Origin of the sequence: Sciscionella marina DSM 45152 (assembly GCF_000379465.1) — a bacterium.
Lineage (GTDB): Bacteria > Actinomycetota > Actinomycetes > Mycobacteriales > Pseudonocardiaceae > Sciscionella > Sciscionella marina.
On sequence record NZ_KB905380.1, the window covers coordinates 275,393 to 299,583 of the forward strand.

The following is a 24,191-nucleotide window of genomic DNA, read 5'->3' on the forward strand; positions in this document are numbered from 1 at the left end:
CGGTCATGAGTCCGCGATCCATGGAGCGCCCCGGCGGGCGCAGCGCGCGCGTGCAGGAATCGGTGCACACCGCGGTCCGGGAACTGGAAGCCGAGCAGGGGCGCGCGGCGCTCACTGTGCCCATGGTCGCCGCGCGGGCCGGGGTCACTCCCTCCACGATCTACCGGCGCTGGGGAGACCTGCGGGAACTGTTCTCCGATGTCGCCGTCGAGCACCTGCGTCCCGAACAGCCGCCGGAGGATCACGGTGGGCTGCGCGCGGATCTGCGCGACTGGGCCGGGCAGCTCCTCGAGGAGATGAACTCCCAGCCCGGCCGCGCCGCTATCCGCGACGCCCTGCTCGGTGCCCCGGAAAGCGGCAACGCGGGCCAGTGTTCGGCCTACGCGGCCCAGCAGATCGAGGTGATCCTGGCGCGCGCCACCGAACGCGGCGAACCCGTGCCCCGGACCGAGACCCTGCTCGACCGGGTGGTGGCGCCGATCATGTACCGCATCCTGTTCCGCCCGGACGGTTTGGCCGGTGCCTACGCCGAAGACCTGGTCGACGCGGCACTGGCGGATACCGGGCCCACGGAGTAGGCCCACCCGCACTGTCCCTCGGCGCGGTGCGCGGTGAGCCGGGCCCGGGGACAGCGCGTCGAGTTCTTCCCCGGGCAGCGCGAGATACCGTTCCCGGCCGCGCACCCTGGTGTGCGTCCATCCTGGCTGGCGCAGGATCCGGCGGTGACAGCTGCCCGAACCCGGGCAGCTCGACCGTGCCCGCACCGAAGCGCCGGAACGGCCGGATCGACCTCCTCGCCGACAACACCGGCCCGGCCCCGATGCACGGACTCTGGGACATCGAGCCCGCCGAGCGGTACGCCGTCGGGCTGATGTGCTGAACGCTAACGTCCGGAGAACCGGGGCGTGCGTTTCTCCGCGAACGCCGCGATGCCCTCCTTCGCGTCCTCGGTCGCGAACAGCCTGCCGAGCACGCGTTGTTCGGTGGTGAGCGCGGTACCGAGGGACTGCTGCACGCCGTCCTCGATGAGGCGTTTGGCCTCGCGGACCGCAAGCGGGGCACCGGAAGCGAATTCCCCGGCCAGTTCGAGGGCGGTGTCCAGCGGGGTGTCCGTGCGCCGGGTGAGCAGTCCGTGGCGCTCGGCCTCGTCCGGGCGCATGGTGCGGCCGGTCATCACCAGTTCTTTGGTCAGCCGAGTGCCCACGGCGCGGGCGAGCCGCTGGGTGCCGCCACCTCCGGGCAGCAGGCCGAGTTTCACCTCGGGAAGTCCGAACCGGGCCCGTTCACCGGCGACGAGGAAGTCGCAGCACAGCGCGAGCTCGAAGCCGCCACCGAAAGCATAGCCGTTCACCGCGGCGATCGTGGGCTGCGGCAGCGACTCCAACTCCTCGAACACCGAACGGGAAAGCCGTTGGTAGGCATCGAATTCCGCGGCCGAGGCCTCCCGGTACTCGCCGATGTCCGCACCCGCGATGAACCCGCGCCCGGTCCCGGTGAGCACGAACACCGCGGTCTCGTCGGCCCGCACTTCGCGGAAGCACTCACCGAGCGCGGTGACCATGGAGCGGGACAGCGCGCCGAGCGCCTCCTCGCGTTCGATGCGCAGCACGGTGATCCGGCCATACCTGCTCAGCGCGAGATTCGGATGCGGGCGTTCCTCGCTGTCCGGCACCGGTTCCGCCTCGCTCATCCGATCCCGCCTCCGGCACGCAGTTCCGCGAGTTCCTCCGCGCTGAGCACTTCGCCGAGCACCTCGGTGGTGTGCTCACCGACCAGCGGCGGCGGGTACCGCAACGACCACGGTGTCGCGGAAAGCCGGATCGGGCAGCCGATCAGTTCCAGGGTGCCCGCACGCGGATGCTCCACCTCCACGATCAGGTCGTGGCCCTGCTCGCGCAGTTCGTCCACGGCTTCCCGGGTGCTGCGCACCTCGGCGCACCAGAGACCGGCCGAGCCGAGCAGCTCGACCAGTTCCGCTGCGGGTTCGCCCACCGTGGCCTGTTCGAGCGCGCGCTTGATCCCATCCCGCTCGGACCAGGCATCGAGCCCGTCCAGCCCGGTGACCCCGAGCAGCCCGGCGACCGTGGACACCTCGGCCATGGCGAGCGCGATCCAGCCGTCGGCCGCCGCGTAGATGCCGAAGGGTGCGGACAACCACGCCTGCCCGATGCCCTCGGCCGAACGCTGCCACTCCTGGCGCTGGTTCACCATCGCCGAGATCTCCTGGCACTGCAGGACGATCGCGGTGGAGTACAGGTCGACATCGACTCGCTGGCCGATCCCGTGCCGCTCGCGGGCCAGCAGCGCCGCGAGCACCCCGTTGGCGAGGGTGAGCGCGGTCGAGGCGTCCACCACGGCGGTTCCCGCGGGGGTCGGCGGTTCTCCTGCCCGGCCACCGGCGGCGGCCAGCCCGGACATCGCCTGGATCAGCAGATCCTGGCCCGGCCGCTGCTGTTCGGCGAACACGGTCTCCCTCCCCCAGCCGGAACCGCCGCAGTACACGATGTCCTCGCGCACCGAACGGAACGCCTCGTAGCCGAGCCCGAGCCGGTCGAGCACGCCGGGCCGGAAATTCTCCACGACCACATCGCAGCTCGCGCCCAGACGCAGCAAGGCGTCCCGGGCCGCCGGGGACTTCAGGTCCACCGCGAGCGAGCGTTTGTTCCGGTTCATGGCGAGGAACGCGGCCGAGTCCCCGGCCACGAGATCACCCATCATCTCCAGTCCGCGCTCCCACTCCCCTGCCGGGCGCTCCACCTTGATCACATCCGCGCCGAGGTCGGCGAGCGTCTGCGTGGCATAGGGCCCGAGCATCATCTGAGTGAAGTCGAGGATGCGAATCCCATCGAGGGCTGCGGGCATCTGGGTACTCCTAGTCGTCATAGTGCTGCGTTTTTGGTCTGTACCTTCCGCGGTCCCCTGCCGAACACGGCGAGCGCGAGGACCGGCACGGCGGCGATGGCCGCGCTGAGGCCGAACGCGGTTCCCCAGCCCAGGTAGCCGATCGCCACCGGGCCGATGATCCCGGCGATGTTCGCGATGAAGTGCACGAAACCCGAAACCGAACCGAAACTGGCCCGCGGCACCACCGGGGCTATGAGCGCGAAGAACTGGGCGCCGACGATGTAGAGGATGAACACCACCACCGCCATCAACGTCACCGAGGCGGTGGTCGAGTCGACCACGCCCACCCCGGCGAAGGCGATCGCGACCAGCAGCATGCCGAGCACGACCGTCCACTTGCGCGCGCCGAACACGCCGAACCTCCTGCCGAGAGCGTCGGTGAGCACACCACCGATGGCGAGCCCGACGAACCCGCACAGCCAGGGGATGGAACCGGTGAAGGCGATGCTGTTCAGATCGAGCCCGTGCGCCTCGGACAGGAAATCCGGGAACCAGTTCAGGAATGCGTAGAGCACCCAGGAATAGCCGAAGTACGCGAGCGCGGTGGTGAGCACCACGGGGTTGCGCAGGTACCGCCACCGCGAACCCTCTCCGTTTCCGGGATCCACCGGATGCGCGCGTTCCTCGGCGGCCATCTCGGCGATCTCCGCGGGGCGCACCCTGCGGAATCCCTCCGGGCGGTCCCGGACCACGGTCCACCAGCCGATCACGAACAGCACGCCGATCACGCCCAGGATGATGAACGGGGCCCGCCAGTCGCCGTGGAAGGCGTTCATCAGCGCCACCACGAGCGGGGTTCCGACCGCCCCGCCGAGCGGAGTGGACGCCTGGGAAAGTCCCATCGCGGTGCCGAGTTGCCGCTGGGGGAACCAGTTGGACATCGTCTTCGCGGTGACCGTCGCCTGTGGACCCTCACCGAAACCGAAGAAGAACCGGATCACCAGGAAACTCACGAAACCGAACCCGGCCGCGGTCAGTGCGGTGAACAGCGACCACCAGCCAACGGCGATCGCCATCACCTTGCGCGGGCCGAACCTGTCCGCCGTGTAGCCGCCGATGAAACAGAACGGCGCGTACCCGAGGAAGAACGCCGCCGAGATCCAGCCCCAGGAACTCTTGCTGAATCCGTACTCGGCCATGATCACCGGTGCCGCGACCCCGATCGCCGCCCGGTCGGCGTAGTTCAGGCCGAGCACGAGGAAGTTCATGCTCAGCACGGCCCAGCGATAACGAAGGCCCCCGCCCCGTTCGGTAGGCGCTTTCGTCCGGGTCCCGGCCGGTGTGCTCATGGATTGCCGCCTCTCGCGCAGTCGTCCCCCGGATCCGTCTGAGCACGCCGGAATCGTTCCCGCACCTCGCGGCGCGCCACCTTCCCGGTCGCGGAAAGCGGCAGGGATTCGGTGAATTCGACGTGCAGTGGTTTCTTGTATCCGGCGAGCCGTTCCCGACAGGAGCGCACGATCTCCTCGGCGGTGAGCGTGCCTCCCTTGTGCGGCACCACGACCGCGGCCACCGACTCGCCCCAGCGCTCGTGCGGTTCGCCGAACACCACGGCCGCCTCCACCCCGGGAACGCCCTCGATGGCGCGTTCCACCTCGGAGGGGTACACGTTGAAGCCGCCGCTGAGGATCACCTCGCTGGTGCGATCCACGAGGTACAGCAGACCTTCCGCGTCCAGCACACCGATGTCCCCGGTGTGCAGCCAGCCGTGCTCGTCGGTGGCCGCTCCCGCGCCCCAGTAGCCCGGTGTGACCTGCGGGCCGCGGATGAACACCTCGCCCCGCGTTCCCTCCGGAACCGCTTCTCCGTCCGGAGCCGCGACAACGACCTCGGTCTCCGGGTGCGCCCGTCCGGCCGAACCGAGCAGCTCCGCGCGCCGGTGCCCGGCCCCGGAGAGCACCGTGACCGGGGCAAGCGCTTCGCTGAGCCCGTAGCACTGGTACAGCCGCTCGCCGAACACCGCGCGGGCGCGATCCAGTTCCCTCGGCGAGATCGGGGCCCCGCCGTAGGGAATCGCGCGCAGCGAGGACAGGTCCGCTCCGGTGCGCTCGGCCTCCTTGGTCAGTTCGCTCAGCATCGTCGGCACCAGCGGAAGCACGCTCACCCGGTGCCGTTCCACCAGTTCGAGCACCGCGGCCGGATCGAACCGCGCGACCGGGAGGATCGCGGCGCCGCGGAAGGTGCACGCCGAACCTGCCGAGCCGCCGAAGTGGCTCATCGGGGCCACGTGCAGCACCACATCCCCGGGACCGACCGGCGGAAGCTCCGCCCAGAAGGCGCGCACCATCGCGGCCCACCCGGTGTGTGTGACCATGGCCCCCTTCGGGCTGCCCGTGGATCCCGAGGTGTACATCAGCGCGGTCACCGCATCGTCAGGTGGCACGGGTTCCGGTGGCTCGAACCCAGCGCCATCGGTGTGTTCGGCGAGAAGGCCCTCTCCAGCGTGGATCGTCTGCCACGGGCCCTCGGCCACCGCGCGATGCCCGGGCTCGCAAACCACGGCCGCCGCGGCACAGTCCGCCGCGATCGCCGCGATCTCCTTGCCGTGCAAGCGATGCCCGACCGCGACTCGCACCAGGTCGGCGAGGAACACGGCGTGGTCGAGAATCAGCGACTCGGGACGGTTCGCGATCGCGATCACCACCCGGTCCCCGGCCCGCAGCCCGGCGGCACGCAGTTTCGCCGCGCAGGACCGTGCCGCGGTGCCGAGTTCGGCGAAGCTCAGTGTCTCCCGGACTTCGGCTGTCCCGGCACCGAGTATCGCGGGCGCGCTCGCGTACCGCCGGTGTGCCCGCGCGGTCAGTTCTCTCGTCGTGGTCACCGGGACTCCCGCACCGGCGCGCGTTCCTGCTCGAGCCGCCGCAGTTCCTCGAGCGCGACGGAAGCGGGTTCGCGGCGCAGCATCAGTTCGTGCAACCGGGCCGCGGCGCGCTGCTGGAACACCGGATAGCCCGGTCGCCGGTCCCGTACGAAGGCGGCCATCGTGGTCGGCCCGGTCGCGGTGAAGAACCCGCCGGTGAGCGCATCGGCCGCCGGATCCTGCCAGGCGGCGCGGTGCCCGGGTTGCCCACCACCGCGCAGATAGACTCCGCGCTGAGAGGCCGAGGACGCCACCCAGCCGGCGAATCCCGCCGCGGCACCGGGATCCGCGCACCGTGCCGATACCGCGAGCCCGACCCCGCCGAGCAGCGTGCCCGGAACCCGGTAGCGCGGCGCCTCGGCGAATCGCACCAGTCGTTCACCGTATCCCGCGCGGGAGTAGCTGGAGTAGCCGAAAACCAGAGGCACATAAGCGATCGGCGCACCCGAGGCCATCGCGTGCAGTGTTCCGATCGGGTCGCGTTCCAGGGAAACCGGATCCACCAGGTCCAGCAGGGTCCGCAGCTGTTCCCACGCCGCCGCGGCCACATCCGCTTCGATGCCCTCGTCCGGCCACCAGGACGGACGGCGCGCATCGGCCGGCGCCTCGGTGCCCGCGTGGTGGTGGCACAGGCTCAGCAAGGTGGACCACAGGTGGGTCGGGTTCGCGGGCAGCTCCGCGGTGACGCCGGAAGGCAGGTGTCGCAGCAGCTCCTCGGTTTCGGCCCAACCGCGCGGTACCGGCTCGCGGAGCAGATCCGGCCGGTACGCGCTGACCTGGGCGGCCGCGTCCACCGGAAGAGCCCACTGGTGCCCGTGCGCCTGATAGCTGGCGAAGCTCGCGCCGAGCCCGCCCGCACGAATGTCGGCGAGCACGTCCGCGGCAAGGATTTCGTCGAGCGCAAGCAGGGCACCGCTCGCGGCGGCGGTCCCGGTGAACGGATGGTCGATGGCGATCAGGTCGTAGCGCGCGGCGAGCTCGGTCACCGGAGTGTCCTCGAACTCCCGCAGCGACCGAGCCTCCCATTCGATGTCCACCCGCCCGTACTCCGCGGTCGCCGCGCGCAGCGAATCCCGCCCACGCGGGTGGTTCCAGGTCATGCCGAGCAGCCGGGTCATCGGATCCAGTGGTCCCTTCGGGTTCGGGGTGTTCAGTCGGCGGGCGGTGCGGTCGAGGCGCGCACCAGAAGTTCGGGCGGCGGATCGGCGAGCACCAGCTCGGGGCGGCCCGGCTCGTCCAGTACGAGCTCGACCGCGCGCCTGCCCATCGCGCGCAGCGGAAGGCGCACGGTGGTCAGTGGCGGCCAGGCGTGCGCCGCCGACCAGGCGTCGTGGATGGTGACCACGGACAGTTCCTCCGGCACCCGGATTCCCCTCTCGCGGGCCGCGGCGAGCGCCCCGGTACCGAGCACGATGTTCGCGGCGAGCACCGCGGTCGGCTGGGTTCCGCGGGCCAGCAGCTCACCCATCGCCGCATATCCCGCGGTGGCGTCCCATTCCTGTTCCACGACGAACGCCTCGTCCTCCGTGCCCATCGCGGTCCGATATCCGGCCTTGCGGCGTTCGGAGAGATCCGAACCAGGACGGCCACCGAGAAAACCGATCCGCTCATGGCCGAGCTCGCGCAGATGTTCCACCGCGCATTCGGCGGCCTGTTCGTCCTGCAGACGCACCGAACCGACCTCGGCGAGCGGGCGGCTGTTCACCAGTAGCGTCGGCAGGGTCCGGCTCGCGCGTGCGGCCAGCGCGGTGTCGAAGTCGAAACCCCCGCCCTGCCACAGCAATCCGTCGATGCGGCCCTCGCCGACGAGCCGGTCGAACGCGCGCCCACCGTCGGCGAGTTCCCGCGCGTTGGCCAGCAACAGCACCTGCCCGCTGCTGGCCAGGGCCTCCTGGGCGCCCTCGATGATCTCCGCGTGGATCGGGTTGCTCACATCGTGCACGACGAGCCCGACCGCTCCGGCTCGCGCCAGCCGCAGCGCGCGGGCGGCACCGTGCGGCACGTAGTTGAGTTCCCGCGCCGCGGCGAGCACCTGTTCCCGGGTCTCGGCGCGGGTGCGCAACGTACTGTCCCCGTTCAGGATCCGGGAAACCAATCCGACCGAGACCCCGGCCCGGCGGGCCACATCCGCGAGTCCCGGAGTCGATCCCCGGCCACCGGACGTACCGGTCCGCGAACCACGCCCATCGGCCACGGATCCTCCACTCGGTTGGTATAACGTTTTACCATTCTTGCTATAACGTTTTACCGTGCGAGGGAACGGAACGCAAGCGCCGAATTTCGGAGACCGAACCGAGCGCGGAGGACACCGACCGCGCTGACCACCTCACGCACAACCCCCTGTATGGGTGAAACCACTGCGTGTCACAGTGCCGGACCGGCTCCCCTGTGTCACTGTCCAGTTGTGCGGTCTCCCCGAAAACTTCCCGCTCTGGCCGGTTCGATGCTCGCGGTCGGCGGCACGCTGATCCTGACGGGCGCGCTCGCCGTACCCGCGAGCCGTGCCGATCCGCTCGCGGGTGGGCTCGGCCCCTGCGCACCCGGCGACTGTCCGGGCAAGTACCCGCCGATCAACAACGGTTCCTTCGCCGGACGCGACGACGGCGTGAACATGTTCGTCGGCAAGGACTTCCGGGTGCGCGGCAGCGCGGCGGAAGCGGAGGGCCGGGTCGTGGTCGGCGGGAACTTCGACCAGGCCAAGTCGGGCGGCTCGAACGTGTACAACGTGGGGATCGCCGGGGTCGGATCACGGGTGCCCCCGCCGGACGGTTCGGACTTCCTCGTCACCGGTGACTCGGTCAGCGTCGCCGGTGGGCAGAAGCTGCTCGCCGATGGCGGAGTCGTGCGGCACGCGGGCACCGTCACGGGCACGATCACCGGAAAACCGGTGCAGGATCCGAACGCTTTCGGCAAGTACGAAGGCCTTGCCGCGCAACTGAGCGCGGGCAGCCGCTGCTACGCGCACGGCTCCGGAGGAACGGGACGACCGGCGACCGGGACGGCGCGCAATCTCGGCTATCAGACCGAATTCACCGGCGACGGGCACTCCGCGCTGCAAGTGTTCACTGTGGACTTCGACCTCACCGGACCCGGCGGCGGCATGCAGGGCCTGGTGTTCAACAAGATCCCCAAGGGCGCGACGATTCTGGTCAACATGCTCGGCGCCGACCGCACGATCAACACCTACACCGGTGACCCCGCCGACACCGATCCGATGAACGCATTGCGCGAGCATCTGCTGTGGAACTTCCCGGACGCCGGACAGGTCCGGATCGCCGGAGGTGCCCAGTTCCAGGGCAGCGTGCTGGTCGGCAATCCGGCGAGCGAGACCAGCGTGACAGCCTCCGGGACGAACGGGCGGTTCTTCACCACCGGATCGCTCACCCACGCCTCACCACCCGGCGGTGGTGGCGGAGAGGAATTCCACGCCTACCCCTTCGACGGTGACCTCCCGTCCTGCGAGACGACACCGACCACCACGACCGAACCCACGACCACAACCACAACGGAACCCAGCACGGAGCCGACCACGACAGAACCGAGCACGACAGAACCGAGCGAGACCCAGCCCACCACCACGGAACCCAGTACGACCGAACCGAGTACGACCACCGAGCCGACGAGCACCACACCCAGCAGCACGACAAGCACCACGCCCAGCCAGACACCCAGCAGCCCGGCGACCACGACCAGCACTGGTCCCGGTGTGGTCCTGCCCGGCCCGGCCGATGGGGACGGTTCGGCGGGCAGTTCGCACGGCACCGGTCCGCAGGGCCCGGATTCCGGGCTGGCCGACACCGGCGCGCTAGTCGGCTGGCCGGTGGGGATCGGTTCGCTGCTGGTGCTCGGCGGCGCCCTGCTGATGTTGCTCGCCCGGCAGCGCGGGCGCGACGCCGGTCGATAGCCGGGTGAACCTCAGCCCGCGCGTGCCTGCACCGCGCTGATCAGGGCCATGGTCTCGATGTCCGCGGCGGAGCAGCCACGGGAGAGGTCGTTGAGCGGCTTCCGGAGCCCCTGTAGCACCGGTCCGAGCGCTGTCGCGCCGCCCAGCCGTTCGGCGATCTTGTAACCGATATTGCCCGCGTCCAGATTCGGGAACACCAGGACGTTGGCCTGTCCGGCGACCGCCGAACCCGGCGCCTTCACCGAACCGACCGCGTCCACCACCGCGGCGTCCAGCTGGAGTTCGCCCTCCACGGCAAGTTCCGGGGCGCGTTCAGCGACCAGTTCCGCCGCCGCCCGGACCTTCGCCACGCTGGCGTGTTCGGCACTACCCCTTGTGGAGAAGGACAGCATCGCGATCCGGGGCTCATCCCCGGTCAGTGCCCGGAAACTGCCCGCCGTGGCGATCGCGATCTCCGCCAGTTGCGCGGTGTCCGGCTCCGGAAGGACCGCACAGTCGGCGAAGGCGAGCACCCGGCCATCGGTGAGCACCATCAGGAACAGACTGCTCACATTGGCCACGCCGGGTCGCAGGCCGATCACCCGCAGCCCGGCGCGCAGCACATCCGCGGTCGAGCGCGTGGCACCGCCGAGGCAGGCGTCCACCAATCCCGCGCGCAGCGCCGCGGTCGCGAGATACACCGGATCGGTGTCGGCGAGTTCGCGCTCGGTTTCCGAACGCGAGGCGAAGGCCGTACCGAGCACCTTGCGCACCCCGGGATGCGTGGCCAGCCATGCCGGATCGAGTACCAGTTCGGCGGGCACCGGACGGTCGGCCGCCGCGGTGATCCGCTGCGCTTCCCCGACCAGCAGCGGCCACACGAGGCCCTGCTCGTGCAATCGGACCGCCGCGGCGATCGCGCGCGGATCGCAGCCATCGGCGAGCGCGATCCGCAGGCCACCGCCGGAGACCGCATCCCGCCAGCGGCCGGGCAAGTCCACTTCGGACCGTACAGACACGCTCATCCCATTCACTCCGGCTATTTCATTATGTAAAATTCGATTTCATATGCACCGTAGAGCCCGCGGGGCGGGGCTGTCAACGACGGCGGTCCGCGCATTGACAGGCCAGCTCCCTGCTCTTACGTTGACCGGCATCCGTGCCGCCTCAGCTCAATGGAGAACCGACGCGAGGAGTCGACCTTGCCGCGCACGCTCATCGCGATCGATCGCGACTCCGCCGAGCCGTTGTACCGGCAGGTGCGGAAGGCGATCGAGCACGGGATCGCGGTCGGTATCTACGATCCGCGCCATCGGCTGCCCAGTTCGCGGGCACTGGCGACCGAACTCGGGGTCTCCCGGAACACGATCAACCTGGCCTATCAGGAACTGATCGCCGAAGGGTTCGTGTCCAGCAGGGAGCGCAGCGGACTGTTCGTCAATCCGGAGATGCGGCCACAGGGCGTGCCCGCGCAACCCACCCCGGGGCAGGGCATCGACTGGTCGGCGCGGCTGCGCCGGTTCCCCGACGCCGCGCTGCCGCACATCGAGAAACGCCCGGACTGGCACCGGTATCCCTATCCGTTCCTCGCCGGACAGGTGGACATCGGCGCGTTCCCGGCGCGGGCCTGGACGCGCAGCCTCCGCGAGGCGCTCGACCAGCCGCATGTCGCGCACAGCCTCGCGGACAGTATGGATGCCGACGATCCGCTGCTGATCGAGCAGCTGTGCCGCCAGCTGCTGCCTGCGCGCGGAATCGAGGCCGGTCCGGAGGAAGTGCTCATCACGGTCGGTTCGCAGCAAGGACTGGATCTGCTCGGCCGGGCGCTGCTCGGCCCGGAAAGCCGGGTGGCCATGGAGGATCCCGGTTACCTCGACGCCAGACACATTTTCCTGCGCACCGGCGCCGCGCTGACGGGCATTCCGGTGGATCGCAGCGGAATGCAGCCGCCGCACTCGCTGTCCGGGGTGGATCTGCTGTATCTGACCCCGAGCCATCACCATCCCACCAATGCCACGCTGAGCATCGGCAGGCGCCGCGCGCTGCTCGGGCTGGCCGATGCCGCGGGGACGGTGCTCGTGGAGGACGACTACGACAGCGAATTCCGCTACCAGGGCAGCCCGACACCGGCACTGAAAGCGCTCGACACCGGCGGAGACGCGGTGTATCTGGGCACCTTCTCCAAGTTCCTCTCCCCCGGTCTCCGGCTCGGTTATCTTGTCGGGCCGCGGGCCCTGATCACCGAACTGCGGCAGGTGCGCCGTTATGTGCTCCGCCATCCGCCGGGACAGCTACAGCGAGCGCTTGCCCTGCTCATCGCTTCCGGGGAGTACCACCGTTCGCTACGCCGCTACCGCACCAGGCTGATGCGCAAGTGGACCGCGGTCACCGAGGCGGTGCACGAGTATCTGCCCTGGCCGCAGCCGCCGTATCCACCGGGCGGGGTCAGCCTCTGGGTCAGCGGCCCGCCGGAGCTGGACTGCCGCGAACTGGTCACCGTGGCCGAACGCGCCGGGGTGCTGATCGAACCCGGGGACATCTTCTTCACCGAAGGCAAGCCGCGCAACCACTTCCGCATCGGGTTCGCCGCGATCCCACAGCGTGCGATCGCCCCCGGGGTGCGCTTGCTCGGCGGGCTCGCCCGTGATCTGCTTGGCTGAGCCGGGAAACTGGTACCACCGGCGGACACGATTCTGGACCTTTCCCGGCCGCCCGCCGTGACGCACGCTCAGGCGAGCGACCGGCAACGAGGAGGCACCTTGACACCAGCGGCAAATCCGGCGGATCTGGTCCTCACCGGCGGAACCGTGCACACCCTCGACGCCGGCGCGCGCACGGCGCGGGCGGTCGCCGCGACCGGCGGGCTGATCACCGAGGTCGGTTCGGAGCGCGATATCGCCGCGCTGATCGGACCGCGCACGAAGGTTCTGGATCTCGCCGGGCGCACCGTGATTCCGGGTTTCGTGGAGTCACACAACCATCCGACCTTCTTCGGGCTGACCCTCGCGGCACCGGTGGACGCGGGCAGCCCGCCCAATGACCGGATCTCCGATATCGTCGAGCGGGTCGCGCAGGCGGTGCGCGATCGCGGTCCGGGCGAGTGGATCCGCGGGTTCCGCTATGACGACACGCTGCTCGCCGACAACCGGCACCCCACGCGCGCCGATCTCGATCCCGTCGCGCCACGGAATCCGGTGCTGTTGACCCACGTCTCCGGACACTTCTGCGTGGCGAACTCCGCGGCGCTGCGCGCGGTCGGCATCGACGCGAACACCCCGGACCCACCCGGCGGGCGCATCGCGCGGGACGAGAGCGGGAACCCGAGCGGGCTGCTGATCGAATCGGCGGCCTTCCTGGCGACCTCGCAGCTGCCCGGGCAGGATGTCGAAACCCTGACCGAGGCACTGCGCCTCGCCGATGCCGAATACCTGGCCAACGGGATCACCTCGGTGCACGACACCGGGGTCGGGCTGATCGGCGGGGCGGCCGAGCTCAGCGCCTACCGGCGGCTGCACCGCGAGGGCGCGCTGCGCACCAGGGTGCACGGATACCTCTTCCACGAACTGCTCGACGGCCTGCGCGAGGGTGTCCCGGAACCACCGGAACCCGGCGATGATGCGTTCACCATGACCGGGGTGAAGATCGTCGCGGACGGCTCGATCCAGGGCCTGACCGGCTGCCTCGCCGAGGGCTACACCTGCGCACCCGATGAGCACGGGATGCTGCTGCTCGAACCGGACGAGCTCGCCAGGCGGATCGCCGCGCTGGACGGGGCGGGCTGGCAGGTCGCCGTGCACGGCAACGGTGACGCCGCGATCGAGGCCATCGTGCAGGGCTACCAACGGCTCGGCGCTCCGGAGGGCACCGGCAGGCGGCACCGCATCGAGCACTGCCAGACCGCACGCGAGGACCAGCTGGACCGGATGGCCGCGCACGACGTGCTCGCCTCGTTCTTCGTCAAGCACGTGTACTTCTGGGGCGATCGGCACCGGGATGTGTTCCTCGGCCCGGAACGGGCGGCCCGGATCAGCCCACTGGCCTCCGCGCGCCGCAGGGGAATCCACTTCGGACTGCACTCGGACACCCCGGTGACCCCGGTACCGCCGCTGGAGGGAATCTGGTGCGCGGTCACCAGAACCACCAGTGGCGGGCACACGCTCGGTGCCGAACAAGCGGTCAGCGCACGGGACGCCTTGCGCGCCTACACCATCGACGCCGCCTACCTCGCCGGGGAGGAACATCTCAAGGGCAGCATCGAACCGGGCAAGTTCGCCGATCTGGCGGTGCTGGACGACGATCCGCTCACCGTCGACCCGCAGCGGCTGCGCGACCTCCGGGTGGAGGCAACGGTGCGCGGCGGCGAGCCGGTCTGGACCGGGACGACGCGATGACCCGCCGCTGGCCGAGCCTGCTCATCGGACTCGGCATCCCGGCGCTCGCCCTGTTCGCGGGGATCCCCGCGGTGGCCGGAAGCACGGTGACCGTGCTCGGCTTTCCACTGGTGTTCTTCTGGATCTTCTGCTGTTTCCCGCTCACCACCCTGTGCCTGTGGATCAGCTGGCGGTTCTTCGACCGGCAGGTGACCGAGGACCGACCGGAGGAACCCGGATGACCGTCGCGATCCTCGTCGTCGTCATGCTGGCCTCGCTGGCGCTCGCGTTCTGGGCGGGCCGGGGCACCCGGGGCGGCGGCATCTCCGAGTTCCTGGTCGGCGGGCGCAGTTTTCCCGCCTGGCTCATCTATTTCCTCGCGGTCGGCGAGGTGTACAGCATCGGGGCCATCATCGGCCTGCCGAGCGGGATCTACGCGGGCGGTCCCGGCTACGGGGTCTGGTTCCTCGGCTACATCCTGTTGGCCTATGCCATCGGGTACTTCCTCGCGCCGCTGATCTGGCGGGCCGCGCACCGCTACGACGCGATGACCGTGCCGGACGTGTTCGGCGGCCATTTCCGGAGCAGGAAACTGGAACTGGTCTCCTGCGTGATGATGCTGCTCGCCCTGATCCCCTGGGGCCAGTACCAGTTCATCGGGCTGCGCATCGTGCTGAGCAACCTCGGGATCCCGCTGAACCCGGTGGAGTGCGTGGTGCTCGCCGGGCTCGTCGCGTTCGGCTACATCGCGGTCTCCGGGATCCGTTCCCCCGCCTTCGTGGCGATCCTCAAGGACACGCTCATGCTGATCGCGGTGGTGGCCGTCGGGCTGGCCGCGGTGCTCGCACTGGACAGCGGTGGAGCGGCGCCGAGCGGGCCACCGCGGCACATCGAGACCACGCTCGGCGGATCGCAGCTGACCTTCGCGATGACCACGATCCTGTTCCAGGGCTTGGTGTTCTACCTCGGCTTCGGTGCCTCGTACATCTTCCCGGCCCGCTCGGAACGCACGGTGAAGCGTTCCACGGTGTGGATGCCGCTGTACATGCTGATCTTCCCGTTCGTGGTGCTCGCCGCCTACTACGGCATCCGGATGCATCCGGACCTCGCCGATCCGAACACCGTGTTCATGGCGACCGCCCGCGGACTGCTCCCCTCCGGGCTGCTCGGTATCGTCGCCGCGGGCGCCGCTCTTTCCGGGGTGCTCGTGCTCGCCGCGACCGCACTGTCCCTCGGCGGCATGGTCAGCCGCAATCTGGTGCCGAACCTGGCGCCCTCGGTGCAGCGGCGCTGGACGGTGCTCGCGGTCGGGGTGTTCCTGGTGCTCGGCGCGGTACTGACCCTGGTGGCCTCCACGCTGATGCTCACCGTGCTCAACCTGACCTACAACCTGCTCGCCCAGCTGGTGCCCGGCTGGCTCGCGGTACTGTTCGCGAGGCGGGTGCGCACCAGCGCGGTGATCGCGGGCATGGTGGTCGGCGCGGTGACCGCGATCCTGTTGTACGTGGCGGGATTCTCCTTCGGCGGGGTCAATCCCGGGCTGATCTCGATGGCGCTGAACCTGGCCGTGGTGTTCGGCTGGAGTGCGATCCGGCCGGGCTCCGAACGGGTTCCGGTGCTGCACCGCGGCACTCAGCGGGCCAGCGCGGCCAGCACCTCGGCCACCATCCGCTGACCGGACAGCGATTCGGTGTCCAGCTCGCGGTGCCGCCGCAGGGTGCGCCCGAGATCGAGGCCGAGCCCCAGTCCCAGGACTTCCCGCCCGGCCCGCTCCAGTGCGGTCAGCTGCGCGCGCAGGTGCCGCTCCAGGTAACCGGCGCCGTTGGCCAGTTCGGTCGCCCGTTCCATCGGTGCCCCGTCGGAGACGAGTACCAGCACCTGCCGCTGCCAGGACTGCTCCTCGGCGCGTTCGGCCGCCCAGCGCACCGCTTCGCCGTCGATCCCCTCCCGGTACAGGTCCTCGCGGAACAGTGCGGCGATCCCGGACCGGCCGCGCCGCCACGGAGTGCGCGCCTCCTTGAACACCAGGTGCCGCCGTTCGGCGAGCCGGCCCGGATCCGGCGGGCTCCCGGCACGCAGCCAGTCCCGCCGCGCGCGGCCGCCGTGGAAACCGCCGGTGCTGAACCCGAGCACCTCGCAGGCGGCCCCGGCCCGGTCGAGCGCGCGGGCGAACACATCCACGAGCACCGCGACCGATTCGATATGCCGCTTCATCGAACCGGAGCAGTCGAGCAGGAATGTGACGAGCACATCCGGAACCGGTTCGGTGCGCTCGACACGGAACACCCGGTGATCGGCGGGGGCGCAGATCAGCTGGCTGAGCGCACGCCCGTCCACATACCCCTCCTCCTGGCCGCCGAGCCAGCCCTCCACCCGTGGTTCGGCGAGCAGGGCGTGCAGCTTCCTGGCCAGCGGGCCGATGGCGATCCCCTGGCCGGCCACGAGCCGGTCCAGTCGCTCCCGGTATTCGCGGAGCTGGGCCGCCCGCACGAGTTCGGTGGCGTGCTGCTGGCGATCGTGCGCGGTGGTGAACACCCGGTACGGCGCGGTTTCCCCACCGGTTTCCGGTTTCCCGCCGCGCATCCCCGGATGTTCGACCTCGCTCTCGGCGCCGAGCACCAGCAATGCGCCCGCGGAATCCGGCGCCCGCTCCGGCTCACCGGGATCGCCCAGCATCCGTGCGAGGGTTTCGGCGATCTCCCGCGCATGCCCGGCGTAGACCGCCTGATCGCCCCGGCTGCGGCGCAACCTGGCCAGCTGTTCCCCGAGCGCGGGGGCGAGCGCGGCCCTCGGCTGTTCGATCAGGTCCTCGACCTCTTCCGGGATCGGCTCGCCGGTGACCCGCGCGTGGCAGATCACCGCCACGGTGTACAGCAGCAGTCCGCGCGCGGTCTCGAGGTGGCCCCCGGCGCGCACCGCTTCGGACCAGTCGGCGAAGCAGCGGCGCAGATTGGCCGCCACACCGGGAAGTCCGGGCGGGGCCAGCGCCTCGACGCGGAACTGTTCCAGCTGTTCGAAAACCGCCCGCGCGACCGGATGCTCCGGGCGGGTGGCGCGCAACAGCCGCGGATCGGAATACCGCAGCCGCGCGGCGATCGCGTCCACCGAGCCGCGCCGCACCGTCGCGCTGCGGTGTTCCGGGCGCACATGTGCGACCGGGATCCGTACCGGAATCCCGCCGCGATAGGGCACCGGACCGTGCAACAACAGTTCCGGGATCCCGGTCAGCGCACGCAGGGTGGCTCCTTCGACGGATGTCATGAGAGCGGACCTTTCATGAGCATCGCAGCGAGCGCCGGCGAGTGAGGAGCGCAGCGAAAGTCCGATCGGGACAGCACAGTCGTCATGCCACCAGCTCGTCCAGTTCGGCGGCGAAACAGCGCTGGAAGTACTCGGCGAGCAGCGGGCGTTCCTCCGGATCGCACTTGTTCGCGAACGACATCCGGAAGGCCTCGCCGGGATCCGGGAACACGGCCAGGTTCTCCGCCCAGCTGATCACGGTGCGCGGGGACATCAGGGTGGACAGGTCACCCGCGGCGAAGCCTTCCCTGGTCAGGCCCGCCAGTTCCACCATGGCCGCGGCCAGTTCGCGGTCCAGTCCGGGAACCTGGCCGAGCACGATCGCGATCTCCTCGGCCGCGGGCAGGAAATCCAGCGCGGCGACGATGTTCCACCGGTCCAGCTGCGCCTGGTTGAGCCGCTGCACCCCGCGGTAGAGGCCGGTGTGATCACCGAGCCCGGTGGTGTTGGCGGTGGCGAACAGCCGGAACCCGGGATGCGGGCGCAGCACCTCGTTGCGGTCCAGCAGGGTGAACCGCCCCTCGCGTTCGAGCAGCCGCTGCACCACGAACATCACCTCGGGGCGACCGGCATCGTATTCGTCCAGGATCAGCGCGACCGGGCGGCGTACCGCCCAGGGCAGCACGCCCTCGCGGAACTCGGTGACCTGCTGGCCCTCGCGCAGCACGACCGCGTCCCGCCCGATCAGGTCCAGCCTGGACAGCTGCCCGTCCAGGTTCACCCGGACACACGGCCAGTTCAGCCGCGCGGCGACCTGTTCGATGTGCGTGGACTTCCCGGTGCCGTGCATGCCCTGCACGAGTACCCTGCGGTTGCGCGCGAACCCGGCGAGCAGCGCGAGTGTGGTCTCCCGGTCGAACCGGTAACCGCGATCGAGGTCCGGCACGTGCTCATCGGCCTCGGTGAACGCGGGCACCCGGAGATCGGTGTCGATCCCGAACACCTCGCGTGCGGCCACCTCGGTGTCCGGCGATCGGAATTCCGCTGACATGTGCCCTCCTCGACTCATCTCGCGCGTACGCGGCATTGACTGCTCCGGCGCACCGTCCTATCGTCAACATATTCCACTATAAGGAAGACTTTGTCATCATATGGAAGGAGTCGGCATGGGTGAGCCGCGAAAGATGACCCCGTCCGAGGCGTTCGTCGAAACCATGGCCGCCAACGGTGTCACGGACATCTTCGGCATCATGGGCTCGGCGTTCATGGACGCCATGGACATCTTCGCGCCGGCGGGTATCCGGCTGGTCCCCGTCGTGCACGAGCAGGGCGCGGCGCACATGGCCGACGGGTACGCACGCGTCAGCGGCAGGCACGGCGTGGTGATCGGGCAGAACGGCCCGGGCATCAGCAACTGCGTGACCGCGATCGCGGCGGCCTACTGGGCGCACAGCCCGGTGGTGATGGTGACCCCGGAGGCGGGGAGCATGGGCATCGGCCTCGGTGGCTTCCAGGAGGCCAACCAGCTGCCGATGTTCCAGGAATTCACCAAATACCAGGCGCACGTGAACAATCCCAAGCGGATGCCGGAACTGACCGCGCGCGCCTTCGACCGGGCGATGTCCGAGATCGGGCCGACCCAGCTGAACATCCCGCGCGATTTCTTCTACGGCGAGCTCGAGGCCGACATCCCTGCTCCGCAGCGGCTCGACCGTGGTGCCGGCGGCACCCGCAGTCTCGACGAAGCCGCGGATCTGCTCGCCAGCGCCGAATTCCCGGTGATCATCTCCGGCGGCGGGGTGGTCATGGCCGACGGGGTGGAGCAGTGCAAGGCGCTCGCCGAACGGCTCGGTGCCCCGGTGGTGAACAGCTACCAGCACAACGATTCTTTCCCCGCGAGCCATCCGCAGTGGTGCGGGCCGCTGGGCTACCAGGGCTCGAAGGCCGCGATGAAGCTGATCTCCAAGGCCGATGTGGTGCTCGCCCTCGGTACCCGGCTCGGCCCGTTCGGCACGCTCCCCCAGCACGGCATGGACTACTGGCCGAAGAACGCGAAGATCATCCAGGTGGACGCCGACCACAAGATGCTCGGCCTGGTCAAGAAGATCACCGTGGGCATCTGCGCCGACGCGGGCGAGGCCGCCGCCGCACTGACCGAACGGCTGACCGGGCGCACGCTCGCCTGCGATGCCACCACGGCGCAGCGGGCCGCGGAAACCAAGGCGGAGAAGGACGAGTGGGAAACGGAACTCTCCGAGTGGACCCATGAGACCGATCCCTACAGCCTGGACATGATCGCCGAACAGGAGCAGGAGGAGGGCAACTGGCTGCACCCGCGGCAGGTACTGCGGGAGCTGGAAAGGGCCATGCCCGAGCACGTCATGGTGTCCACGGACATCGGCAACATCAACTCCGTGGCGCACAGCTACCTGCGTTTCGAGGAACCGCGCTCGTTCTTCGCCCCGATGAGCTTCGGCAACTGCGGTTACGCGCTGCCCACCATCATCGGTGCCAAGGCCGCGGCACCCGAACGTCCCGCCATCGCCTACGCGGGCGACGGGGCCTGGGCGATGAGCATGGGCGAGATCCTCACCGCCGTGCGGCACGACATCCCGGTGACCGCCGTGGTGTTCCACAACCGCCAGTGGGGCGCGGAGAAGAAGAACCAGGTGGACTTCTACAACCGCCGGTTCGTGGCCGGGGAACTGGAGAGCCCCAGTTTCGCGGGCATCGCCGAATCCATGGGCGCGGACGGGATCGTCGTGGAGAAGCTCGAGGAGGTCGGCCCGGCACTGCGCAAGGCGGTCGAGGCGCAGATGACCAAGGGACGCACCACGGTCGTGGAGATCATGTGCACCCGCGAGCTCGGTGACCCGTTCCGCAGGGATGCGCTGTCCAAGCCGGTCCGCTACCTGGAGAAGTACTCCGACTACGTGTAATCCCTTTCCTGACAAGGACAAGCGGGTGTCCCGGCGCGCCGGGGCACCCGCTTGTCGCGTCCGGACACAGTTTGTTGTGCGGCAGCGTCTTTGCGCGTTCTGGACCCACCAAAGCGGCGCTGTCTGGTTCTTTGCGCGGACCAGTTCCGCTGCCATCGTTTGAGGCACACAGCGCGAGCGGTCAAAGGAGACGAGTATGGAGACCAGTGCACTGCGGGCGAGCGCCCGCCGCCACCTCGGCCCGCACTTCACCAAGAAACAGGCCTGGGACAAGGATTTCCCGGTCTTCGTGCGCGGCGAGGACTGCTATCTCATCGACAGCGAGGGCAACCGCCATCTCGACGGCCTCGCCGGCCTGTTCTGCGTGAACATGGGCCACGGCCGCCAGGACATCGCGAAGGCGGCCGCCGACCAGATCAGCACCCTCGGCTACGCCAGCAACTGGGGCACCGCCCACCCCGCGGCCATCCAGGCCGCCGAACTGATCGCCGAACTCGCCCCCGGCGATCTGGGCACCACCTTCTTCGTCAACTCGGGTTCCGAGGCCGTGGAATCCGCGGTGAAGTTCGCCAGGCAGTACCACCGCGGCCAGGGCCAGCCACAGCGCACCAAGATCATCAGCCGGGAAATGGCCTACCACGGCACCACCCTCGGCGCGCTCGCCGTCACCGGGCTGCCGAAGATCAAGGAACCGTTCGGCCCGCTCATGCCCGGGGTCCGGCACGTGCCCAACACGCTCGGTTTCCTCGGCGACTGCGGCCCGGCCGAGCAGCTGGCCTGTGTGCGCGCGATCGAAGAGGTCATCCTCGAGGAGGGCCCGGAGACGATCGCGGCCGTGTTCGCCGAGCCGGTGCAGAACGGCCGGGGCGCGCTCGTCCCGCCCGGGGGCTACTGGGCGGCGCTGCGCAATCTCTGCGACAAGTACGGCATCCTGCTCGTCTCCGATGAGGTGATCTGTTCCTTCGGCCGGATCGGTTACTGGTTCGGGCACGGGTTCACCGGCGTCGTCCCGGACATGATCACCTTCGCGAAGGGTTCGACCTCCGGCTACGCCCCGCTCGGTGGCCTCCTGGTGCGCGAGCAGCTCGTCGAGGAACTGTTCGGCTCCCCCAAGGCCGGTACCTTCACCCACGGCGCCACCTGGGGCGGGCACCCGGTCTCCACCGCGGTGGCCGTCGCCAACCTCACCGCCATGCGCGATGAGCAGGTGCCCGCGCACGTGCGCGAGGAGGGGCCGGTGCTGTACGAGGGCCTGCGTTCGCTCACCGAGGCGCACCGCTGCGTCAAGGATGTGCGCGGGACCGGGTTCTTCTACGCGATCGAGCTGATGGCCGACCGGGACGGTGGGCGCGAGTTCACCGAGGCGGAATCGGCCACCGTGCTGCGCGAGGTGCTGCCCGAAGCGTTCCGCAATACGCGCGTACTGCTGCGCGGCGACGACCGGGGTGCGACGATGCTGATGGTTTCCCCGCCACTGGTGGCGGATCGGGACACGCTGTCGGCTCTGCTGCACGGCATCGACGGGATGCTCACCCAGGTGGAGAAGGCCATTCAAGCCTAGAACCTGATCCGGGACGGTGGAACGATGGCGCAAAGGAGCGTGAGGAGTTCAGTGGGCCAGGGCGAATCGAACGGGCTGCGGCAGGGCCTGCGGCAGCGGCACATGAATCTGATCGCGATCGGCGGGGCGATCGGTGCCGGGCTGTTCGTGGGCAGTGGCGTGGTGATCCAGTCGACCGGCCCGGCGGCGGTGATCTCCTTCCTGATCGCCGGGCTGATCACGGTGCTGATCATGCGGATGCTCGCCGAGATGACCGTGGCGAAACCGGTGCGCGGTTCGTTCTACGTGTACACGAGAGAGGCCTTCGGCAACCGGACCGGATTCGCGGTCGGCTGGATGTACTGGTACTTCTTCGTGATCGTCGTCGCGGTGGAAGCGGTCGCGGGCGGGCGGATCGTGCAGCTGTGGCTGCCCTCGGTGCCGCTGTGGGTGCTCAGCCTCGCCCTGCTCGTGCTGCTCACCGCGACGAACCTGGTCTCCGCACGCTCCTACGGGGAGTTCGAGTACTGGTTCTCCTCGATCAAGGTCATCGCGATCGTGGTGTTCCTGCTGGTCGGCGTGCTGTACCTGTGCGGCTGGTGGCCGGGAGCCCAGGGCGGGCTCGGAAATCTGGTGTCCTCCGGCGGATTCGCCCCGCTCGGGATCGGCGCCATCCTCGCCGCCGTGGTGCCGTGCATCGGCTTCTACACCGGGGCCGAGATCGTCACCATCGCGGCGGCCGAGTCCGCGGAACCGGCGAAGAGCGTGGCCAAGGCGATGCGCTCGATCGTCTTCCGGGTGGTGCTGTTCTACGTGGGCTCGGTGTTCGTGGTGGTCGCGATCCGGCCGTGGAACACCCCGGAGATCGCCACGAGCCCGTACGCGGCCGCGCTGCGGGTGCTCGGTGTCCCCGCGGTGTCCACGGTCATGAACGCCATCGTGCTCATCGCGGTGCTGTCCTGCCTGAACTCCGCGCTGTACACCTCCTCGCGGATGCTGTTCGCGCTCACCGACAACGGGGACGCCCCGCGCGCGTTCACCAAGCTCTCCCGCAGCGGGGTGCCGCGCAGGGCGATCCTGCTCGGCACCGTTGTCGGCCTGGTCTCGGTGATCGCCGCGTACGCCTCACCGGATCTGATCTTCGATTTCCTGGTGAACTCCTACGGTGCCGTGGCCCTGTTCGTCTACCTGGCCATCGCGCTGGCCCAGGTACGGCTGCGCAAGCGCCGCGATCCGGGCACCCTGCGGATGTGGTTGTTCCCTTGGCTGAGCTACGCGACCATCGCGCTCATGGCCGCGGTGCTGATCGCCATGGCGGTGCTCCCGGCAAGCCGCGCGCAGTTCTGGCTCAGTGTGCTGACCCTCGTGGTGATCCTGATCGGTTTCGAGATCCGCAGGCGCCGCGCCAAGAAGGCGACGGCGGGCACCGGATCCGGGGAGACCGGGACGCCGAGCCCGAGCGAGACGAGCAGCCCCGGCGGATAATTCAACACGCGAGGAGTAACCTCGGGCACCGTGCGCGCGCCGAGTACCCCGGCCAGCCGGGACGCTCCTGCCGAAGCCGGCCGTACGGTCCGGCGAGCCGTTGCGGACCTGCGCGAGGGGCTGTCCGCGCGTAGCCTGTGGGGCCACCTCGGCTGGCAGGACATCCGGGCGCGGTATCGCCGTTCGGTGCTCGGGCCGTTCTGGATCGCGATCAGTCAGGCGGTCATCGCGGTCGGGCTCGGCCTGCTCTACGGGGTGCTGTTCCACACCTACATTCCGACCTTCATCCCGTACCTGCTCACCGGGCTGATCACCTGGAACCTCATCCAGGGCTGCCTGACCGAGGGCATGGAGACGTTCATCGCGAACGAGGGCTGATCAGGCACCTGCCCGCGCCGATCTCCCTCTACATGCTGCGCACCGTGTGGCGGCAGCTGCTGATGTTCGCGCACAACGCGCTCGTCTACGTGGCCGCGCTCGCCATCTTCTTCGCCGAGCTCGACCATCCGTACGCGACCCAGTCGGCCGCGGGGGCGTGCCGAGCGGACCTGATCTGCAACCCGGGACTGTCCCCGGAGTGGCTGCTCGGCCTGCTCGGGCTCGCCCTTGTCCTGCTCAACATGACCTGGCTGACCCTGTTCTTCGGGATCGTCTCCACCCGGTTCCGGGACTTCCCGCAGCTGATCAACGCGATCGTGCGGCTGCTGTTCTACCTGACCCCGATCGTCTGGCCGATCGATCAGCTGCTCTCCCCCGGCGGTTCCCGGCACGCACTGAGGGCCTTCGTCGAGCCGATCATCCAGCTCAACCCGGTCTATCATCTGATCCAGGTGGTGCGCGGACCGTTCATCGGCCAGCTGTTCAGCCCGTGGAGCTTCGTGGTCTGCGCCGGTATGGCGATCCTCGGCTGGACGGTCACCCTGCTGCTGATGCGCGTCTACCGGGCCCGGGTGTCCTACTGGGTATGAGT

19 protein-coding genes and 1 pseudogene are annotated in these 24,191 nt (G+C 69.5%); 11 read left to right on the forward strand and 9 right to left on the reverse strand.

Going from position 1 to position 24,191, the window contains the following annotated elements:
• Positions 1–5: 5 nt before the first annotated feature.
• Positions 6–578 (forward strand): TetR/AcrR family transcriptional regulator, encoded by a 573-nt coding sequence (locus A37U_RS0101255; RefSeq protein ID WP_026196766.1) that lies wholly within the window; start codon positions 6–8, stop codon positions 576–578.
• Positions 579–754: 176 nt separating this feature from the next.
• Positions 755–880: a hypothetical protein gene (locus A37U_RS54320; RefSeq protein WP_020494785.1), complete on the forward strand. Its 126-nt coding sequence runs from the start codon at positions 755–757 to the stop codon at positions 878–880.
• A gap of 3 nt (positions 881–883) precedes the next feature.
• Here A37U_RS54320 and A37U_RS0101265 read toward each other — a convergent pair whose 3' ends face one another.
• Genes A37U_RS0101265 through A37U_RS0101290 form a run of 6 tightly spaced genes read right to left on the reverse strand, consistent with a single transcriptional unit; the run spans position 884 to position 7,958 of the window.
• Positions 884–1,690, reverse strand: coding sequence for an enoyl-CoA hydratase/isomerase family protein (locus tag A37U_RS0101265; protein WP_020494786.1), 807 nt, complete (start codon positions 1,688–1,690; stop codon positions 884–886).
• Entirely contained in the window at positions 1,687–2,862 is a 1,176-nt protein-coding gene (locus A37U_RS0101270) for a CaiB/BaiF CoA transferase family protein (RefSeq protein ID WP_020494787.1), read from the reverse strand. Before A37U_RS0101270 ends, A37U_RS0101265 begins: the two co-directional genes overlap by 4 nt.
• Positions 2,863–2,879: 17 nt before the next feature.
• The gene (locus A37U_RS0101275) at positions 2,880–4,193 is read right to left on the reverse strand and encodes an MFS transporter (protein ID WP_157182568.1); all 1,314 of its coding nucleotides are present in this window, start codon (positions 4,191–4,193) and stop codon (positions 2,880–2,882) included.
• The gene (locus A37U_RS41905) at positions 4,190–5,725 is read right to left on the reverse strand and encodes a class I adenylate-forming enzyme family protein (protein WP_020494789.1); all 1,536 of its coding nucleotides are present in this window, start codon (positions 5,723–5,725) and stop codon (positions 4,190–4,192) included. The genes A37U_RS0101275 and A37U_RS41905 overlap by 4 nt, the downstream gene beginning before the upstream one ends.
• Entirely contained in the window at positions 5,722–6,882 is a 1,161-nt protein-coding gene (locus A37U_RS0101285) for an extracellular solute-binding protein (protein WP_020494790.1), read from the reverse strand. The genes A37U_RS41905 and A37U_RS0101285 overlap by 4 nt, the downstream gene beginning before the upstream one ends.
• 32 nt (positions 6,883–6,914) lie before the next feature.
• Complete coding sequence (locus A37U_RS0101290; RefSeq protein ID WP_020494791.1) at positions 6,915–7,958, reverse strand: LacI family DNA-binding transcriptional regulator; 1,044 nt, start codon at positions 7,956–7,958, stop codon at positions 6,915–6,917.
• A gap of 210 nt (positions 7,959–8,168) precedes the next feature.
• On the opposite strand from A37U_RS0101290, the gene A37U_RS0101295 reads away from it, so the two are divergent.
• Positions 8,169–9,668: a choice-of-anchor A family protein gene (locus A37U_RS0101295; protein ID WP_240437469.1), complete on the forward strand. Its 1,500-nt coding sequence runs from the start codon at positions 8,169–8,171 to the stop codon at positions 9,666–9,668.
• Positions 9,669–9,679: 11 nt separating this feature from the next.
• On the opposite strand, the gene A37U_RS0101300 is transcribed toward A37U_RS0101295, so the two are convergent.
• A complete protein-coding gene (locus A37U_RS0101300; protein ID WP_020494793.1) occupies positions 9,680–10,672 on the reverse strand; it encodes a phosphotransacetylase in 993 nt (330 codons plus the stop codon).
• Positions 10,673–10,822: 150 nt separating this feature from the next.
• Between A37U_RS0101300 and pdxR the strand changes: the two genes are divergently transcribed.
• From pdxR to A37U_RS0101320, 4 genes are all read left to right on the forward strand, one after another.
• Positions 10,823–12,307, forward strand: a complete 1,485-nt coding sequence (gene pdxR / locus A37U_RS0101305) for a MocR-like pyridoxine biosynthesis transcription factor PdxR (protein ID WP_020494794.1) — start codon at positions 10,823–10,825, stop codon at positions 12,305–12,307.
• Between the two features lie 99 nt (positions 12,308–12,406).
• Positions 12,407–14,038, forward strand: a complete 1,632-nt coding sequence (locus A37U_RS0101310; RefSeq protein ID WP_020494795.1) for an amidohydrolase — start codon at positions 12,407–12,409, stop codon at positions 14,036–14,038.
• A complete protein-coding gene (locus A37U_RS0101315) occupies positions 14,035–14,259 on the forward strand; it encodes a DUF3311 domain-containing protein (RefSeq protein ID WP_020494796.1) in 225 nt (74 codons plus the stop codon). The genes A37U_RS0101310 and A37U_RS0101315 overlap by 4 nt, the downstream gene beginning before the upstream one ends.
• A complete protein-coding gene (locus tag A37U_RS0101320) occupies positions 14,256–15,692 on the forward strand; it encodes a sodium:solute symporter family protein (RefSeq protein ID WP_020494797.1) in 1,437 nt (478 codons plus the stop codon). Before A37U_RS0101315 ends, A37U_RS0101320 begins: the two co-directional genes overlap by 4 nt.
• Here the strand turns inward: A37U_RS0101320 and A37U_RS0101325 are convergent.
• Positions 15,650–17,278: a cobaltochelatase CobT-related protein gene (locus A37U_RS0101325; RefSeq protein WP_020494798.1), complete on the reverse strand. Its 1,629-nt coding sequence runs from the start codon at positions 17,276–17,278 to the stop codon at positions 15,650–15,652. The two genes, A37U_RS0101320 and A37U_RS0101325, sit on opposite strands and share 43 nt — an antisense overlap.
• Before the next feature lie 82 nt (positions 17,279–17,360).
• Positions 17,361–18,308, reverse strand: coding sequence for an AAA family ATPase (locus A37U_RS0101330; protein ID WP_020494799.1), 948 nt, complete (start codon positions 18,306–18,308; stop codon positions 17,361–17,363).
• 115 nt (positions 18,309–18,423) lie between these two features.
• Here A37U_RS0101330 and xsc point away from each other — a divergent pair, with 115 nt between their 5' ends.
• The 4 genes and pseudogenes from xsc (at position 18,424) to A37U_RS54745 (ending at position 24,189) form a co-directional block, all read left to right on the forward strand.
• Positions 18,424–20,196, forward strand: a complete 1,773-nt coding sequence (xsc, locus tag A37U_RS0101335; protein ID WP_020494800.1) for a sulfoacetaldehyde acetyltransferase — start codon at positions 18,424–18,426, stop codon at positions 20,194–20,196.
• A gap of 196 nt (positions 20,197–20,392) precedes the next feature.
• Positions 20,393–21,757, forward strand: coding sequence for an aspartate aminotransferase family protein (locus A37U_RS0101340; RefSeq protein ID WP_020494801.1), 1,365 nt, complete (start codon positions 20,393–20,395; stop codon positions 21,755–21,757).
• 102 nt (positions 21,758–21,859) lie between these two features.
• Positions 21,860–23,221 carry an amino acid permease gene (locus A37U_RS41910; protein WP_051111553.1) on the forward strand — a complete coding sequence of 454 codons (1,362 nt, stop codon included), beginning with the start codon at positions 21,860–21,862 and terminating at the stop codon, positions 23,219–23,221.
• A 30-nt stretch (positions 23,222–23,251) separates the two neighbouring features.
• A pseudogene (locus tag A37U_RS54745) lies at positions 23,252–24,189 on the forward strand (ABC transporter permease).
• The last annotated feature ends 2 nt before the right edge of the window (positions 24,190–24,191 follow it).

Coding starts and splice junctions, on each gene's coding strand:
- A37U_RS0101285 (WP_020494790.1), bottom strand. CDS start 6,882: ATGACCCGGCTGCTCGGCATGACCTGGAACCACCCGCGTGGGCGGGAT.
- xsc (WP_020494800.1), top strand. CDS start 18,424: ATGGGTGAGCCGCGAAAGATGACCCCGTCCGAGGCGTTCGTCGAAACC.
- A37U_RS0101320 (WP_020494797.1), top strand. CDS start 14,256: ATGACCGTCGCGATCCTCGTCGTCGTCATGCTGGCCTCGCTGGCGCTC.
- A37U_RS0101300 (WP_020494793.1), bottom strand. CDS start 10,672: ATGAGCGTGTCTGTACGGTCCGAAGTGGACTTGCCCGGCCGCTGGCGG.
- A37U_RS0101270 (WP_020494787.1), bottom strand. CDS start 2,862: ATGCCCGCAGCCCTCGATGGGATTCGCATCCTCGACTTCACTCAGATG.
- A37U_RS41910 (WP_051111553.1), top strand. CDS start 21,860: ATGAATCTGATCGCGATCGGCGGGGCGATCGGTGCCGGGCTGTTCGTG.
- A37U_RS0101275 (WP_157182568.1), bottom strand. CDS start 4,193: ATGAGCACACCGGCCGGGACCCGGACGAAAGCGCCTACCGAACGGGGC.
- A37U_RS0101330 (WP_020494799.1), bottom strand. CDS start 18,308: ATGTCAGCGGAATTCCGATCGCCGGACACCGAGGTGGCCGCACGCGAG.
- A37U_RS0101340 (WP_020494801.1), top strand. CDS start 20,393: ATGGAGACCAGTGCACTGCGGGCGAGCGCCCGCCGCCACCTCGGCCCG.
- A37U_RS0101255 (WP_026196766.1), top strand. CDS start 6: ATGAGTCCGCGATCCATGGAGCGCCCCGGCGGGCGCAGCGCGCGCGTG.
- A37U_RS0101265 (WP_020494786.1), bottom strand. CDS start 1,690: ATGAGCGAGGCGGAACCGGTGCCGGACAGCGAGGAACGCCCGCATCCG.
- A37U_RS0101315 (WP_020494796.1), top strand. CDS start 14,035: ATGACCCGCCGCTGGCCGAGCCTGCTCATCGGACTCGGCATCCCGGCG.
- pdxR (WP_020494794.1), top strand. CDS start 10,823: ATGGAGAACCGACGCGAGGAGTCGACCTTGCCGCGCACGCTCATCGCG.
- A37U_RS0101325 (WP_020494798.1), bottom strand. CDS start 17,278: ATGACATCCGTCGAAGGAGCCACCCTGCGTGCGCTGACCGGGATCCCG.